Source organism: Leptobacterium meishanense (assembly GCF_037645805.1).
Lineage (GTDB): Bacteria > Bacteroidota > Bacteroidia > Flavobacteriales > Flavobacteriaceae > Leptobacterium_A > Leptobacterium_A meishanense.
Window position 1 is genome coordinate 17,855 of sequence record NZ_JBBEXE010000003.1, and the last position, 14,919, is coordinate 32,773.

Below are 14,919 nucleotides of genomic sequence, written 5' to 3' on the forward strand. Positions count from 1 at the left end.
TAATGCATTGATGTATCCATGAGAAAAATACAGATGGTAGACCTTAAAGGTCAGTATGAAGCCATAAAGGATCGGGTAAACACCTCTATAAGTGAAGTCATAGATAGCACTGCCTTTATCAACGGTCCGGAAGTCCATGCCTTTCAAAAAGAATTAGAAACCTATTTGGGTGTAAAACATGTGATTCCTTGTGCCAATGGTACAGACGCCCTCCAAATAGCGATGATGGGATTGGGGTTACAGCCTGGTGATGAGGTGATTACCGCCGATTTTACATTTGCGGCCACTGTTGAGGTAATTGCTTTGTTGCAATTGACCCCTGTACTGGTAGATGTAGAACCAGATACTTTTAACATTGATCCGGAAGCCATACGAAGAGCCATCACACCTAAAACAAAAGCCATTGTCCCCGTGCATTTGTTTGGCCAGTGTGCCCATATGGATGCTATTATGGATATTGCTAAAGAACACAATTTATATGTGATTGAAGACAATGCACAAGGCATTGGTGCCAGCTATCAATTTAAAGACGGCCGTAAAGTAAAAACTGGAGCTATCGGTCATGTAGCTGCCACTTCGTTCTTCCCATCTAAAAATTTAGGCGCTTATGGAGACGGGGGTGCCATTTTTACGAACGATGATGCGTTAGCACATACGCTAAGAGGTATTGTAAACCATGGTATGTATGTGCGGTACCATCATGATGTAGTAGGTGTAAACTCACGTTTGGATGCCATTCAGGCAGCAGTATTAAGAGCTAAGTTACCATTGCTGGATGAATATAATCGACGAAGAAGCGTAGCGGCTTCTAAATATACGGCAGCCTTTAAAGGGCAGGACAAAATTGTTACACCGGCACAGATTGGCGATGATGACAGTCATGTGTACCATCAATATACCCTTCGGGTACTGGATACAGACAGGGATGCCTTGGTAAAGTTTTTAAATGAAAATGATATTCCATGTGGTGTCTATTATCCCATTCCACTGCATAGTCAAAAAGCATATAAGGATAAACGGTATAAGGAAGCAGATTTTCCAGTGACTAACCAGTTGGTAAAGGAAGTTATTTCGCTTCCCATGCACACAGAGCTTGATGATGAGCAAATATCCTATATTACTTTAAAGGTGATAGAATTTGTAAATGGTTAGCATTAGAATGATAAGTGTGACATTGTCATTTCGAAGGAGTGTAAAAACTGAGAAATCTAATTTTAATGACGCTAATTATTGATAAAGATTTCTCTGCCGATATCCATCGGGTTCGAAATGACTCATTATAAAGGTTTTATTCTATAGAAAAGTTATAATTAAATGAAAATACTCGTTACAGGAGGTCTTGGTTTTATTGGCTCACATACAGTAGTGGCCCTTCAAAATGAAGGGTATGAAGTAGTGATTGTCGATAACCTCTCCAATTCATCGATGGATGTTTTGGAAGGGATTACGAGGATCACTCAAAAAGCACCCTTTTTCGAGAAATTTGATCTGCGGAACCAGCAAAAAGTACAAGAATTTTTTCAGAAACATGCAGATATTGAAGGGGTTGTTCACTTTGCAGCCTCCAAAGCAGTTGGAGAAAGCGTAGAGAACCCACTTTTGTATTATGAGAACAACCTGAACACATTGGTGTACTTATTACAGGAATTAAGCAAAAAAGAAGCTGCTAATTTTATCTTTAGCTCTTCCTGCACGGTGTATGGCCAGGCAGATACGTTGCCCATTACGGAAGATGCCCCTGTGAAACCTGCAGAGTCACCCTATGGGAATACCAAACAAATAGGAGAGGAAATTATTCGGGATGTAGCAAAGGTCAATAAAAAATTTAATGCTATCTCGCTCCGCTATTTCAACCCTGTAGGGGCACATGAAAGTATTGAGATTGGGGAGTTGCCCATAGGGATCCCTCAAAACTTGGTGCCATTTATTACACAAACGGCTATTGGGCTTAGGGAACAACTATCAGTTTTTGGAGATGATTATCCTACAGAAGATGGCACCTGCATCCGCGATTATATCCATGTAATGGATGTGGCACAGGCACATGTGGTAGCATTAGAACGGTTGCTGAAAAAAAAGCATAAAGAAAACTATGAAGTTTTTAATTTAGGGACTGGAAGAGGAAGTTCCGTTTTGGAAGTGATCCGGAGCTTTGAAAGGGTTTCCGGTAAAAAACTGAATTATAAGATTGTAGGTCGAAGACCAGGAGATGTTGTGGCTGCATATGCAGATATCACCAAAGCCAATGAAGAATTAGGCTGGAAAGCAATACTTACATTGGATGATGCGATGAGGTCTGCATGGAGATGGGAACAGAAAATTAGAAAATAAACATATTGTCATTTTAAAGGAGTGTAGCGTCCCGATAATTATCGGGAGAGAAATCTGATTTTAATAATTTAACTATAATTTTAAACTTATGAAAAGTGTATTAACCATTATCATCCTATTTTTAGTGGGGATAAACCTAAGCGCACAAGAGACCTATCTGCACTGTGGTAAAATTATTGATACCGAAAAAGGAAAAACCCTTACAGAGAAAACCATTGTGGTTTCAGGGAACAAGATCAAAAGTATTTTGAACGGCTATGTAGCCTCTGAAAACCCTAACGATATAACGATTGATCTTAAAGACAAAACGGTACTTCCGGGACTTATAGATATGCATGTTCATATGGAAATGGAGATAACCCCAAAACAATATTTAACGAGATATACAGAAAATGATGCAGATGTAGCATTTCAATCAACAGTATATGCAAAACGGACTTTAATGGCAGGTTTTACAGCGGTACGGGATTTGGGAGGAACAGGTGTTAATACATCATTGCGCGATGCTATCAATAAAGGGATGATAAAAGGTCCGAGGATATATAGTGCGGGAAAATCTATAGCTACTACTGGAGGACATGCAGACCCTACTAATGGCAGTAAAAAAGAATTGATAGGTAACCCCGGGCCTAAAGAGGGGGTTATAAATTCACCGGAAGAGGCTAGAAAAGCAGTAAGGCAACGGTATAAAAATGGAGCAGATGTCATTAAAATTACGGCTACCGGAGGTGTTTTAAGTGTAGCAAAAAATGGCCAGAACCCACAATTTACCTTAGAAGAGATAAAAGCAATTGTTGAGACAGCCAATGATTATGGAATGCTAACTGCCGCACATGCCCATGGTGATGAAGGGATGAAGCGCGCAGTAATAGGAGGGATAAAAACGATAGAACATGGAACTTTTATGAGCGATGAAACCATGGAGCTCATGAAAAAGTACAATGCATACTTAGTGCCTACTATTACGGCAGGAAAGCAAGTAGCCGAGAAAGCCGAGATAAAAGATTATTATCCGGCCATTATAGTCCCTAAAGCCCGGGAAGTAGGGCCACAGATTCAAGGGACATTTGCCAGAGCATATAAAAAAGGTGTGCCAATAGCTTTCGGTACTGATGCAGGCGTGTTTCCACACGGCCTTAACGGGAAAGAATTTGGGTATATGGTAGAGGCTGGCATGCCGGCCATGGAAGCTATTCAATCGGCTACGATAACCAACGCAAAACTCCTCGGGATGGCCAATGAGCTGGGACAGTTAAAAGAAGGCTTTTTGGCGGATATTGTAGCGGTGAAAGAAAACCCTGTTGACAATGTCAAAACATTGGAGGAAGTAGTATTTGTAATGAAGGATGGAAAGGTGTATAAAAGTGAGTAGTTAGATTTTAGAATTGAGAAGATATTATAGAGCATTCGGAAAAAAAATTTACAATTCGAACCCCTTGCGAGCAGCAGGGGTGAGAAATCTAGATTCAAAAAACCTTAGCTTCCCAAATTTTAAACATCATAATGAACACTAATTTTCCGGATAGTTATACTTTATTGCAGGAGGCTAATAAGCTGGAATTATACAGTAAGCTGCTATTGCAACTCAATAAGGATTTTAATTATGCGAATATCCCGGTTGATTTTGAAACGGATATTTCACCGGAAACATTGAAAGTACAACTCCATGAAACTATTTACCGTCTTATCCAAGAGCGGTTTGCCGATTATCTCAACCTGCTTTATATCATTGACGTCCCTGAAAAACAAGTAAAAGGGCTTAGCGGAGATGATATGGCAGTACTTTCCGAACAGGTCACTTTCCTTATTTTGAAACGGGAATGGCAAAAGGTATGGTATCGGAATAAATATTGAATAATTTTTTACCCCCTAATTAAAAATCTTTTTTCCGGGCTTTGTGAACAATGCGCCATATAGGGAGCAGTACCCATATCATGAGGGCAGTCATGGAAATAAACATACCGGTGCCCGTTCCAAAGAATTTCTGAAAAATAGCCCCTGTATACCCCAAAAGCGCAGAAATATCCAGTTTAAGGAGAATCAATGTGCGCGACAGGTCAATAGGGTTGAACATGGTCCCCACGAGCGATAGTTTATCAAGTGGATAGTCTTCAAAAATGATCAAAGAGATGAGGAAAACCCCATCATAGATAACAGCCATAAATAACCATAGCAGGATGGCATACCCAAATCCTTTTATCTTATTTTCATTGGACAAGGCAATATTAAATGCCAAAGAAGTGAAGATAAGGGTCAAAAAAACACCTGTAATGAGCAGTAGTGAAAAATCCCAAATGGCCTCAGATTTAAAAATCCCATAAAATATAAAAGGAAGCCCAAGTCCCAATACAAGGCTCATGGACAGTGATAGGGAAACACCTAGGTACTGCCCTAAAAATATAGAGGAACGCCTTATCGGTTGAGCAAGCAGCAGCTCGGTAAATTCCCGTGAATTGTAGTAGTACATCACTCCAAAAATCGTCCCTATTAATGGAACTAAAATGATGATGACATTCATTAACGTTATAACGGCTTTGGAGAGGTCGTTATTTAGGAACAGGAGCACTACGCCCAGTAAAAGATAAAACAGGAAGTACACATAACTCCAGCGGCTGCGCATCAAGTCGAAAAAACTATATTTTAATATTTTAAGCATGAGAATTGGTTAAAATGGAAGCAATGGCATGTTCAAAATCGGGTTCCCCTGTTTTGGTTTTTAACGCAGCGACAGTGCCTTTAAAATAGATTTTCCCTTCGAGCAGGAACACAATCTCATCGGAGACTTCTTCTACAAAACTCATGATGTGAGAGGTAATAAGGATAGTTTTTCCTTTTTCTTTCTGTTGTTGGATGAGTTCTTTTAAGTGGATCAATGAAATAGGGTCCAGTCCCGAGGTGGGTTCGTCAAGGATAATCAAAGGGCTGTCAAACATAAAAGCAAGTACAATATTCACTTTTTGCTTGGTACCCCCAGAAAGGTTGCCCAATTTTTTATCTAAAAAAGGCGTTAACTTAAAAACATCAATAAGGTGTGCATCCTGACTGTCTTTTCCCCTTAGGTCTTTAATCATCATAATCAGTTCATTTACCTTCAGGTTATTGGGAAAATTGGCAATTTGTGGCAGGTAATCTATTTTTTGGCGGTATGCCCAACTGTTCTTTGTGGTTTCATCCAGTATTTTAATGGTGCCTTTATTGGGGATGACCATTCCCAGGATGCTTTTGATCAATGTTGTTTTTCCGGAACCGTTTGGCCCCAGTACCGTAAAAACCCCGGCTTTTTTGATCTCAAGATCTACACCGCTCAATACATTGTTTTTACCGAATTTTTTATGCAGGTTGTGGATGTTTATCATTTTATTCTTTTCATTGAAGGATGGTTATCGATTAAATTATCAGGGGTAAAAACAGGCGACACTTTTTCGGAGAAATCAATAATGTCTATGAACAAGCTTCGCATTAAGATAATAGCTTCAGGAGTTCGATTTACTACATATGAAAATAGCTTTACAGGCCTATAGGGAACGTCCCCTATATCATTTTTGTCTATGTCGTATCCTGTGTAACCACTCCAATAGTTATTATCAAATACATTATCATTTAATTTGCTATTGTAAGACACGTCAAAAGAATTGTACAAAAAATTGTTATTTATAAAAGCGTTGGTATAACAGGCACCGCGAACTTTGACAGCCCAACCATTGTTGATGAAGTCATTATTTTTATAATTGATCCTGTTAGAGCCTTCTATGTTGATGCCAATAGTATTTTCTTCGAATGTATTGTTCAGGATTTCAGCATCATTAATTTCCTTTAGTAAGAGTCCATACGATGCAGAACCCCAGTTTTCTTTAAAGATGTTATCTAGCATCTTTATTTTTTTAGAGAACATTACAGCCACTCCGGCACCATTTTTTTCAAAAGTATTGCTTCTGTATAGATTATTATTGGAAAACATAAAATGCAGGCCATAACGGATATTGTTAGTACTTATGTTATTATTGATAGTGCAGTTATCTGCAAACTCCAGGTAAATACCATCTCTGGTTCCTGAGATAATATTTTGGTCAACCTCCACATTTTTACTGTACCAAAGTTGTATGCCGTTTCCAGAGTTATATTCTTCTTCGGCATCGCCTATTATTTTATTGTGGTACACTTTTCCGTTATTAGATTTTTCGAGGTAAATCCCGAAGAACAGTTTTTCGAGCACTAAGTTTTTAATAACAAAGTTTTCACTCTTTATAACCCTTACAGCGGCAAGATCTTCTGTATAACTTTTTCCAACATTGATAATAAAAAGACCGTCAAGGGTAACGTTATTGGATATAATGGTGATGATCTTCCCTTTTTGTTCCCCATTAATTACGGGATAATCTTCCCCTATAATGGTCAGGGGTTTGTCAATAACGATGTTGAATTCCTTATAAGTCCCTTTTTTAATAAGGATGGTATCATTTGCCTTTGCAATGGCAATGGCATTTTTAACAGACTGGAATTTACAGGATGGGCAAACGGTAATTGTTGCAGATTGTGCAATAATAACAGAAAAGAGACTAAGAAAAACTACAATTGTTCTTTTCATTTATACGATTACCTAATAATTAGAAATTTTGAGTTTTCAATAGCATTGACCCAATGTTCTGTGTTTTTTGGAAAGCCGAATGTTTGATGTTTTTTAATTAGATATGTTTCTTCATTGATGTGAAAACTGATTTGGCCTTCCAAAACGATTAATTGTGCATTGTTGGGGGAAGTATGTTTTTTAAAAGCAGCCCCTTTTTCTATACAAATCAATAACACCTCACTGGCATTGGCTTCCATAGTTTTTCTTACGCTAACACCGTTGTAGTCAGTCTCATTGATAATATTTTGTATTTGATACATAATTATTTACGTTCAAAACGGTTTAAAAGTTCCTCCCATGAGAGCACAATGCCTCCTTTGTCTTTTTTTAATTTTAGAACATCTTTCTCGTCCTTAAAAGCCGAAAGGTTTTCACCCATAGGGCTTGGGACGGCCTCACTTATTAAAAAAGTAGCCTTTGTTGCATCCATCAACTCACCCGGCTGGGTATAATTAGTGGATAAAAATAAAGCAACAGGGGTATCACTTGTTTCATGGAAATGGTTGATCATACATTCAGTAGCATCAAATTTGAACACTTTCCCTTTGTTGGTCACTATTTCAGCAGCATGTAATTTATCTACAATGGTCATTTCACAATAATGACAAGAATCTGTGCCATATTCAATCTCTTTAGGTTGAATACTGCAGGCACATAATGAGTATATCAATAGTAATAAAATGAGTGTCTTTTTCATTACCCTACTTTTTGCCCTTCTTTCCGCGCTATGATGTATGCAGATAAAGTTAGCAACATTCCAATAAACATGAAATAGGCACCTAGCCTTGGATAGGAATGGGCGGTAAAATTCAGTATTTTTTTTGTTCCAAACAATGGAGGTTGATAAGCTAGCATAGTTCCGTCAGCATTGGTGAACTTAATGATTGCTTTAGGACTTAATGTATGCCCATAATCATACTCCCATAAATAAAAGTCATACATTCCGGCAACCCCTAAGAGAAGCATAATAACAAACCACACTAAATACCATTTGTAATGGGCTTTATAGCCAATAAAAAGGCCTAATAGGACCATAACCCCAATGACTATTGGAAACACGGTAAACTCAGGCATGTAGACTGGAATCTCTTTCATACCTACATAGTGGTTCATTAAATTAATATTTTGAACATCATGTGGATGCGTATCTACAATTTTAGTGATATGGATGTCCATTCCAAGAGGGATGGGATATTGAGGAGCTTCCAGTGTGATGTTCCAAAGTGGGAAAACAAACAGTGCAAGCAGTAAAAATGATCCTATGACCATCATTGATTTGGTTTTTTTCATCAGAATGTTTTTATGATTTAAAAAGCGGGAAGGGTATATGCACTGCCCGCTTTTTTGAAAGAAAAATGAATTTCATTTCTTAATTTAGAAATTTCTTAATCTTCTCCTAAAGACCAAGATAATTCAATATTGGAATTTGCCGGAGATACTCTTACATACCCTTGCATTTCTTGGTGAAGGGCAGAACAGAAATCAGTACAATAGAATGGCCATACGCCCACCTGCTTCGGTTCCCAGATGAATGTTTCGGTCTGCCCGGGCATAATCAATAACTCTGAAGTATTTGCGCCAATCATACTTATCCCGTGCGGAACGTCATAATCCTGTTCCAGATTAGTAACATGGAAATAAACCTTATCACCAACTTTTATCCCTTCAATATTATCCGGGCTAAAGTGGCTACGAATAGTGGTCATATAAATGTGTACCTCCTTACCATTACGTACTACTTTAGTATCAGCATCTGATTTGGCAGCATATTTATGATTATTATCCTCTAATTTATATATCTTTTTGGAATTTTTCATTACAATATCTGCGGCAATCCCTGCTGCATAATGAGGTTCTCCAACTGTTGGAAAATCGAGTAAAAGCTCCATCTTTTCACCTGTAATGTCATATAGTTGGGCAGATTGGGTTACTTCAGGACCTGTTGGTAAATAACGGTCTTTGGTTATCTTGTTCATGGCTACCAAATATTTTCCAAAAGGTTTTCTTGAGTTTCCTCCTGGGATCATTAAGTGTCCTACCGAATAGTAGGTTGGTTTTCTATCGATCACTTCCCAAGTCCCCAGTTTCCATTTTACAACTTCAGAAGAAATAAAGAACGTGGTGTATGCATTTCCTTCTGCGTCGAATTCGGTGTGTAAAGGCCCTAATCCAGGTTGTTCAACAACCCCTGCAAGGACATCATCAAAATTTAAGATAGGGATCCCGTAGGCATCACCGGCTGTTTTATTGTTTTCGATAGCATCTATCATTTTTGAATATGAATGAACGGTAACATTTGCAGATAATTTGCCACTAGCCACAATATATTCCCCGGTAGGATCCACATCACAACCATGGGGAGATTTAGGTGTTGGTAGAAAATATACTAATCCGGGCAGTTCAGAAGCGTCGAGGACCAACACTTCTTTTTTCATAGTTGAAGTAGCCGTTTGTGTAGACTCGTCATATACGTTATGTGCATAATTAGCTGCCATTTTCTTTCCTTTACCGGCTTTTACATATTCTTCTGCTTTTTTCCAGTTAACGGCGGCAATAAAATCTTTGTCATTTTGAGAAGCGTTTACTTCCAGTAAAGTACTGGCTTCTTCACTATTATAGGTGGTGAAGAAAAACCATCCATGAGAATCGCCCCTTCCTGGGTGAGCCTTGTCATAATCAAATCCTGGTACAAGTATTTGAAAAGCTATTTCCATTCCGCCATCTTCAGGATCCACTTTTATAAAAGATAATGCACCTTTAAAATTCCCTTTATAATCCTTAATAGGCATATCTTTTTGAGGTACAGGGATACTAAATCGGGTACCCGCAACTACATATTCAGTATTTTCTGTAACATAAGATGAACTATGGTTCCCTGCGGTGTTTGGAATTTCAATAATCTCAGTCGTTTCAAAGGTAGTAAGGTCTATTTTGGCAATTCTAGGGGTATTGTTACCATTAATAAATACCCATCTGCCATCTAGCTCACCTGCGGTTTGGGAAATATCTGGGTGGTGGGCATCATCCCATGGAATAAAACCGTGAGAGGTATTTAGCATAGGCTTGGTTTCTTCACTATAGCCATAAGCCTTTTCGGCATCTTGAGAGAAAACAGGGATTACTTTGAACAATCTTCCTGATGGAAGTCCATACACAGCCAATTGCCCGCTAAACCCTCCGGAAATGAAGGCATAAAATTCATCTAGCTCGCCCGGGGCTACATATACCCTCTCTGCGGCATTTGTAGATAGTGCTCCATTTTTACTATTTTTATCGGTATTGCAACTACTAAAGATAATTGCCAAAGTTAAAAAAGGGAGATATAGTTTAATTATTTTTTTCATGATTGTAATTTTAGTTTTGAAATTATTATGATTAATTACTTGGAGGAAGCATTACTTTGTCTACCACATGGACAATACCATTTCCGGCAGGGACACTTGCAATAATTTTGGCACCCCCTACATAAACATCGCCACCCTTAACCTCTACGGGAACATCTTGATTATTGGCCTGTCCTAATTTTTTAAATTTCTTCAAGAAATCTTTACTATAGTTCCCCGGGGTTACGTGATACTTTAGGATATTTGCCAAAGCACCTTTGTTTTCTGATTTTAAAAGGTCTTCAACAGTACCTGGGGGCAGTGCATCAAAAGCGGCATTTGTAGGTGCAAAGACCATTAAGGGCCCGGCATTTACTAATGCGTTTTCCAATTCTGCAGCCTGTACTGCAGCAACCAGGGTTGTGTGGTCTTTTGACCCTATTGCAATGTTCAAAACATTGGGTTTGGATTCATCATCTTTAATAAAAGCCTGCCCTTGTTTAGCAACCTCTTTAGTTTCTTCATTTGATGAAGTAATGGTTTTTACGCCAGTTTCATTTTTACAACTCATTATTGAGAAAAGAAAAATAAAACTCATCAATATTTTAATAGTAATTTTCATAATGATAGTTATTTTAATGTTCTAAAATATTCCAGAACGGCCCGTGCCTGTTCTTCGGTTAAATTCTGGTTAGCCATAGGAGCTCCGTTATACTCCATAAGAAGATTTTTGGCGATAGGGTCTTCTTTTACCATCCCTTCAGGATTTAGGATCATATTCATAACCCATTCAGGAGAACGCCTTTCCATAATTCCATTAGGTGCGGGACCAATGAATTTTTTGCCAACTTTATGACAAGCAGTACACATAGCTTTGAATGTTTCCTGTCCTTTCGCAGCCAACCCTTCGTCTATTTCAGGAGATAGAGTGATAGATGTAATGGGACCAACACCTTTGTTTGTAAGATTAATGGCAGATGTATTACTTTTGTTTGCAGCTGGAGTGGTTGTCTGCTGCGTACTTTCTGTTTTTTTTCTTTCATAAGAGAACCCTTCTTTCTTTTTTTCTTTTCCTCCGCAAGCCATCATTAGAAGAATGAACAGAAAAGAGAAGATTTTGATTGTTAATTTCATATTATGTGCTTTATATTTATACCATAAAAGTAAATGGATGTGATTGGTAAAAGTATGATAAAAATCATAATTAAAGATAAAAAAGTCTTTTTATCTTTAATTAACCTAATCAAGAATAGAAATAAACAGACAGATGTTTTCAAACCCTTGTAAATATGCTATTAATGCAGTTATATATTTGGCTGTAAATTCAGGTGAGAGTCGTAAAGTAGGTGCAAAAAAGATTGCAAAAGCCATAGATGTTCCGGCAGCTTTTTTGGCCAAGCTATTACAGGATTTGGTAAAAAAAGGGATTATATCTTCTATAAAAGGCCCCAATGGGGGGTTCTATTTAACTGATAATAATAAAGAAATGAAAATGATTTCTATTGTTGAGCAGATAGACGGCTTGTCAAAATTTGATGAATGTATATTGGGCTTGAAAGAGTGTAATAGTGAACGGCCATGCCCTGTGCACCATAAGATTCAACCATATAAAAAGCAGTTATATGATGAGTTAAAAAACAACAGCATTGGGCATTTTGCTGAGAAAGTTAGCAAAGGAGAGACCTTTTTAAGTTATTGAGAAATTTTTAACCGTTAAAATCTTATTAATTACACTACAAAATATAAACCTATGTATACCAAAAGTTGTATTTTTGACTAAACTTTGCCACAAAGGTATTCTTGAAAATAACATATGGATAGGTATTCCTTTTTAAATGCTGCTCATACAGGCTTTTTTGCCGATTTATACGACCAATATTTACAAAACCCAGATAGTGTAGAACCAAGTTGGAGGGCTTTTTTCCAAGGTTTTGATTTTGGGATGGAGGGCGGAACGCTTCAGGAGAACGGTATAACTACAGTGACTATCAAAAGCACTGGAGAAAAAGTGGAGATGCCTGAAAATGTTCAAAAAGAATTTCAGGTAGTAAGGCTTATAGACGGGTATCGAAGTAGAGGACATCTATTCACAAAGACCAATCCGGTAAGAGAACGAAGAAAATACAGCCCTACGTTGGCCATTAATAATTTTGGGTTATCAGATGCTGATTTAGATACAGTTTTTAGTGCAGGGGAAATTATAGGGATTGGCCCTTCTACATTAAAAAACATTATAGAACATTTAGAACGTATTTATTGTGATGCGATTGGTGTGGAATACATGTACATCCGTAAACCAGAAGAGATTCAGTGGATACAGGAAAGGCTTAACATCAATGACAATCACCCTGATTTTACTCCTGAACAAAAGAAACATATTCTAAAAAAGCTTAACGAAGCAGTTGCTTTTGAAAGCTTTTTACACACAAAATATGTAGGTCAGAAGCGGTTCTCTCTGGAAGGTGGAGAATCACTAATACCCGCGCTTGATACTGTTATTGAAAAAGCTGCAGATATGGGAGTAAAGCAGTTTGTAATGGGAATGGCACATAGAGGAAGGTTGAGCGTCCTTACCAATATTTTTGGAAAATCGGCAAAAGATATTTTTAGCGAGTTTGAAGGAAAAGATTATGAACAAGCTGTTTTTGATGGCGATGTTAAATACCACCTTGGATGGACGAGCGAACGCATAACCAATGGAGGAAAAAAAATAAACATGAACATAGCTCCCAACCCATCACACTTAGAAACAGTAGGAGCAGTAGTGGAAGGTATTACCCGCGCAAAACAGGACAAGTATTACGAAGACGATTTTTCTAAAGTCCTCCCAATTGTAGTTCATGGGGATGCAGCCATTGCAGGACAGGGCATTATATATGAAGTAGTCCAGATGGCCAAATTGGATGGCTATAAAACAAATGGAACCATTCATGTTGTTGTGAATAACCAAATAGGGTTTACTACCAATTACCTTGACGGACGTTCATCTACCTATTGTACCGATGTAGGGAAAGTAACACTTTCACCCGTACTACATGTCAATGCTGATGACGCAGAAGCGGTAGTACATGCTTCTTTATTTGCATTAGATTTCAGGATGACCTTTAAACGGGATGTTTTTATTGACCTATTGGGCTATCGAAAATACGGACATAATGAAGGAGATGAACCTCGTTTTACACAACCCAAGCTATACAAAGCTATCGCAAAACAGAAAAATCCTAGGGATATTTATGCAGAGAAATTAATCTCAGAAGGAATCATCGATGAAAACTATGTAAGCAAATTAGAAGCAGCTTACAAAGAATCACTAGAAGAAAAGCTGGAAGATTCCCGAAAAGAAGAAAAAACAATCATTACACCTTTCATGCAAGATGAATGGAAAGGCTATGAGGTGGTGAAAGGAAGAGCAATGTTGCAAGGAACAGACACTACATTTGATAAAAATAAATTAGGTAAAATAGCGGAAACAATTACCCAATTGCCGGAGGATAAAAAATTTCTTCGAAAAATAGAACGGCTTATTAAAGAACGGCATGCGATGTTTTTTGAAAAAGATCGGCTTGATTGGGCAATGGGAGAATTATTGGCCTATGGAACGCTTTTGAGCGAAGGCTTTGATGTCCGTATGAGTGGGCAAGATGTAGAACGGGGGACGTTCTCTCACAGGCATGCCGTATTAAAAGTAGAAGATAGTGAAGAAGAAGTAGTGCTCCTTAATCAACTAGGAGGTGACCAAGGAAAGTTTTACATATATAATTCCTTACTTTCTGAGTATGGCGTAGTAGGGTTTGATTATGGTTATGCCATGGCAAGCCCAAAAACACTGACCATTTGGGAGGCACAATTTGGCGATTTCAGCAATGGTGCCCAAATAATGATAGATCAATACATCTCTTCAGCAGAAGATAAATGGAAATTACAAAATGGACTGGTAATGTTACTCCCTCATGGTTATGAAGGGCAAGGGGCGGAGCACTCATCGGCACGTATGGAACGGTACCTACAGCTTTGTGCAAAAGACAATATGTATGTAGCTGACTGCACAACCCCTGCGAATTTTTATCACCTGCTGAGAAGACAGATGAAAGCTAATTATAGAAAACCTTTAATTGCTTTTACGCCCAAAAGCTTGCTACGTCACCCCAAAGCAGTTTCCACTGTAGATGAATTGATCAATGGAACCTTTCAGATGGTTATTGACGATAACGAGGTAAAACCGAATGAGGTAAAAACAGTTGTTTTCTGTACTGGAAAGTTTTACTATGATTTATTAGCTGCAAGAGAAGAAAAAGGAAGAAAAGATATCGCCTTAGTGAGAGTAGAACAATTATTCCCTTTGCCTTGCAAACAAATGAAAGAAATAATGGCAAAGTACAAGAATGCAGACGATTTTGTATGGGCCCAAGAAGAACCCAGAAACATGGGGGCATGGGGCCATATTATGATGCATTTTGAAGAAGCCCGAAAATTACGGGTTGCATCCAGAAGATTTTATGCATCGCCTGCAGCGGGAAGTGCTACAAGAGATAAAAAACGACAAACGGAAGTGATAGAATACGTGTTTGATGCACAAAAAGATAACATGTACGATCAAACAGAAAAACAGAAAATAACAACATAAAACATAATTTAAAA

At 38.1% G+C, this 14,919-nt stretch carries 15 protein-coding genes; 6 read left to right on the top strand and 9 right to left on the bottom strand.

Features of this window, described 5'->3' with window-relative positions:
- The first annotated feature begins 18 nt into the window (after positions 1–18).
- The 4 genes from WBG21_RS04245 to WBG21_RS04260 all read left to right on the top strand — a co-directional run bounded on the left by WBG21_RS04245 (position 19) and on the right by WBG21_RS04260 (position 4,185).
- A complete protein-coding gene (locus WBG21_RS04245; RefSeq protein ID WP_340075157.1) occupies positions 19–1,152 on the top strand; it encodes a DegT/DnrJ/EryC1/StrS family aminotransferase in 1,134 nt (377 codons plus the stop codon).
- Between the two features lie 162 nt (positions 1,153–1,314).
- Positions 1,315–2,331: a UDP-glucose 4-epimerase GalE gene (gene galE / locus WBG21_RS04250; protein WP_340075159.1), complete on the top strand. Its 1,017-nt coding sequence runs from the start codon at positions 1,315–1,317 to the stop codon at positions 2,329–2,331.
- An 88-nt stretch (positions 2,332–2,419) separates the two neighbouring features.
- Complete coding sequence (locus WBG21_RS04255) at positions 2,420–3,703, top strand: metal-dependent hydrolase family protein (protein ID WP_340075161.1); 1,284 nt, start codon at positions 2,420–2,422, stop codon at positions 3,701–3,703.
- A 131-nt stretch (positions 3,704–3,834) separates the two neighbouring features.
- Positions 3,835–4,185 (top strand): hypothetical protein, encoded by a 351-nt coding sequence (locus WBG21_RS04260; protein ID WP_340075163.1) that lies wholly within the window; start codon positions 3,835–3,837, stop codon positions 4,183–4,185.
- A 19-nt stretch (positions 4,186–4,204) separates the two neighbouring features.
- Here the strand turns inward: WBG21_RS04260 and WBG21_RS04265 are convergent, their stop codons facing one another.
- From WBG21_RS04265 to WBG21_RS04305, 9 genes are all read right to left on the bottom strand, one after another.
- Positions 4,205–4,987: an ABC transporter permease gene (locus WBG21_RS04265; protein ID WP_340075165.1), complete on the bottom strand. Its 783-nt coding sequence runs from the start codon at positions 4,985–4,987 to the stop codon at positions 4,205–4,207.
- On the bottom strand, positions 4,980–5,687 hold the full coding sequence (locus WBG21_RS04270) for an ABC transporter ATP-binding protein (protein ID WP_340075166.1): 708 nt from the start codon (positions 5,685–5,687) through the stop codon (positions 4,980–4,982). Before WBG21_RS04270 ends, WBG21_RS04265 begins: the two co-directional genes overlap by 8 nt.
- A complete protein-coding gene (locus tag WBG21_RS04275; RefSeq protein ID WP_340075168.1) occupies positions 5,684–6,916 on the bottom strand; it encodes a nitrous oxide reductase family maturation protein NosD in 1,233 nt (410 codons plus the stop codon). Before WBG21_RS04275 ends, WBG21_RS04270 begins: the two co-directional genes overlap by 4 nt.
- Positions 6,917–6,924: 8 nt before the next feature.
- The gene (locus WBG21_RS04280) at positions 6,925–7,218 is read right to left on the bottom strand and encodes a cupin domain-containing protein (protein ID WP_340075170.1); all 294 of its coding nucleotides are present in this window, start codon (positions 7,216–7,218) and stop codon (positions 6,925–6,927) included.
- Positions 7,219–7,220: 2 nt separating this feature from the next.
- Positions 7,221–7,655: a nitrous oxide reductase accessory protein NosL gene (locus WBG21_RS04285; protein ID WP_340075172.1), complete on the bottom strand. Its 435-nt coding sequence runs from the start codon at positions 7,653–7,655 to the stop codon at positions 7,221–7,223.
- Positions 7,655–8,248 (bottom strand): hypothetical protein, encoded by a 594-nt coding sequence (locus WBG21_RS04290; RefSeq protein WP_340075174.1) that lies wholly within the window; start codon positions 8,246–8,248, stop codon positions 7,655–7,657. The genes WBG21_RS04285 and WBG21_RS04290 overlap by 1 nt, the downstream gene beginning before the upstream one ends.
- 95 nt (positions 8,249–8,343) lie before the next feature.
- Complete coding sequence (nosZ, locus tag WBG21_RS04295; protein WP_340075176.1) at positions 8,344–10,302, bottom strand: Sec-dependent nitrous-oxide reductase; 1,959 nt, start codon at positions 10,300–10,302, stop codon at positions 8,344–8,346.
- Between the two features lie 31 nt (positions 10,303–10,333).
- Positions 10,334–10,903: a fasciclin domain-containing protein gene (locus WBG21_RS04300; protein WP_340075178.1), complete on the bottom strand. Its 570-nt coding sequence runs from the start codon at positions 10,901–10,903 to the stop codon at positions 10,334–10,336.
- A gap of 8 nt (positions 10,904–10,911) precedes the next feature.
- Positions 10,912–11,415: a c-type cytochrome gene (locus WBG21_RS04305; RefSeq protein WP_340075180.1), complete on the bottom strand. Its 504-nt coding sequence runs from the start codon at positions 11,413–11,415 to the stop codon at positions 10,912–10,914.
- Between the two features lie 133 nt (positions 11,416–11,548).
- Between WBG21_RS04305 and WBG21_RS04310 the strand changes: the two genes are divergently transcribed.
- Both WBG21_RS04310 and WBG21_RS04315 read left to right on the top strand, forming a co-directional pair.
- The gene (locus tag WBG21_RS04310) at positions 11,549–11,980 is read left to right on the top strand and encodes an RrF2 family transcriptional regulator (protein ID WP_340075182.1); all 432 of its coding nucleotides are present in this window, start codon (positions 11,549–11,551) and stop codon (positions 11,978–11,980) included.
- Between the two features lie 114 nt (positions 11,981–12,094).
- Positions 12,095–14,905 carry a 2-oxoglutarate dehydrogenase E1 component gene (locus tag WBG21_RS04315; RefSeq protein ID WP_340075184.1) on the top strand — a complete coding sequence of 937 codons (2,811 nt, stop codon included), beginning with the start codon at positions 12,095–12,097 and terminating at the stop codon, positions 14,903–14,905.
- The last annotated feature ends 14 nt before the right edge of the window (positions 14,906–14,919 follow it).

Coding starts and splice junctions, on each gene's coding strand:
- WBG21_RS04245 (WP_340075157.1), top strand. CDS start 19: ATGAGAAAAATACAGATGGTAGACCTTAAAGGTCAGTATGAAGCCATA.
- galE (WP_340075159.1), top strand. CDS start 1,315: ATGAAAATACTCGTTACAGGAGGTCTTGGTTTTATTGGCTCACATACA.
- WBG21_RS04255 (WP_340075161.1), top strand. CDS start 2,420: ATGAAAAGTGTATTAACCATTATCATCCTATTTTTAGTGGGGATAAAC.
- WBG21_RS04260 (WP_340075163.1), top strand. CDS start 3,835: ATGAACACTAATTTTCCGGATAGTTATACTTTATTGCAGGAGGCTAAT.
- WBG21_RS04265 (WP_340075165.1), bottom strand. CDS start 4,987: ATGCTTAAAATATTAAAATATAGTTTTTTCGACTTGATGCGCAGCCGC.
- WBG21_RS04270 (WP_340075166.1), bottom strand. CDS start 5,687: ATGATAAACATCCACAACCTGCATAAAAAATTCGGTAAAAACAATGTA.
- WBG21_RS04275 (WP_340075168.1), bottom strand. CDS start 6,916: ATGAAAAGAACAATTGTAGTTTTTCTTAGTCTCTTTTCTGTTATTATT.
- WBG21_RS04280 (WP_340075170.1), bottom strand. CDS start 7,218: ATGTATCAAATACAAAATATTATCAATGAGACTGACTACAACGGTGTT.
- WBG21_RS04285 (WP_340075172.1), bottom strand. CDS start 7,655: ATGAAAAAGACACTCATTTTATTACTATTGATATACTCATTATGTGCC.
- WBG21_RS04290 (WP_340075174.1), bottom strand. CDS start 8,248: ATGAAAAAAACCAAATCAATGATGGTCATAGGATCATTTTTACTGCTT.
- nosZ (WP_340075176.1), bottom strand. CDS start 10,302: ATGAAAAAAATAATTAAACTATATCTCCCTTTTTTAACTTTGGCAATT.
- WBG21_RS04300 (WP_340075178.1), bottom strand. CDS start 10,903: ATGAAAATTACTATTAAAATATTGATGAGTTTTATTTTTCTTTTCTCA.
- WBG21_RS04305 (WP_340075180.1), bottom strand. CDS start 11,415: ATGAAATTAACAATCAAAATCTTCTCTTTTCTGTTCATTCTTCTAATG.
- WBG21_RS04310 (WP_340075182.1), top strand. CDS start 11,549: ATGTTTTCAAACCCTTGTAAATATGCTATTAATGCAGTTATATATTTG.
- WBG21_RS04315 (WP_340075184.1), top strand. CDS start 12,095: ATGGATAGGTATTCCTTTTTAAATGCTGCTCATACAGGCTTTTTTGCC.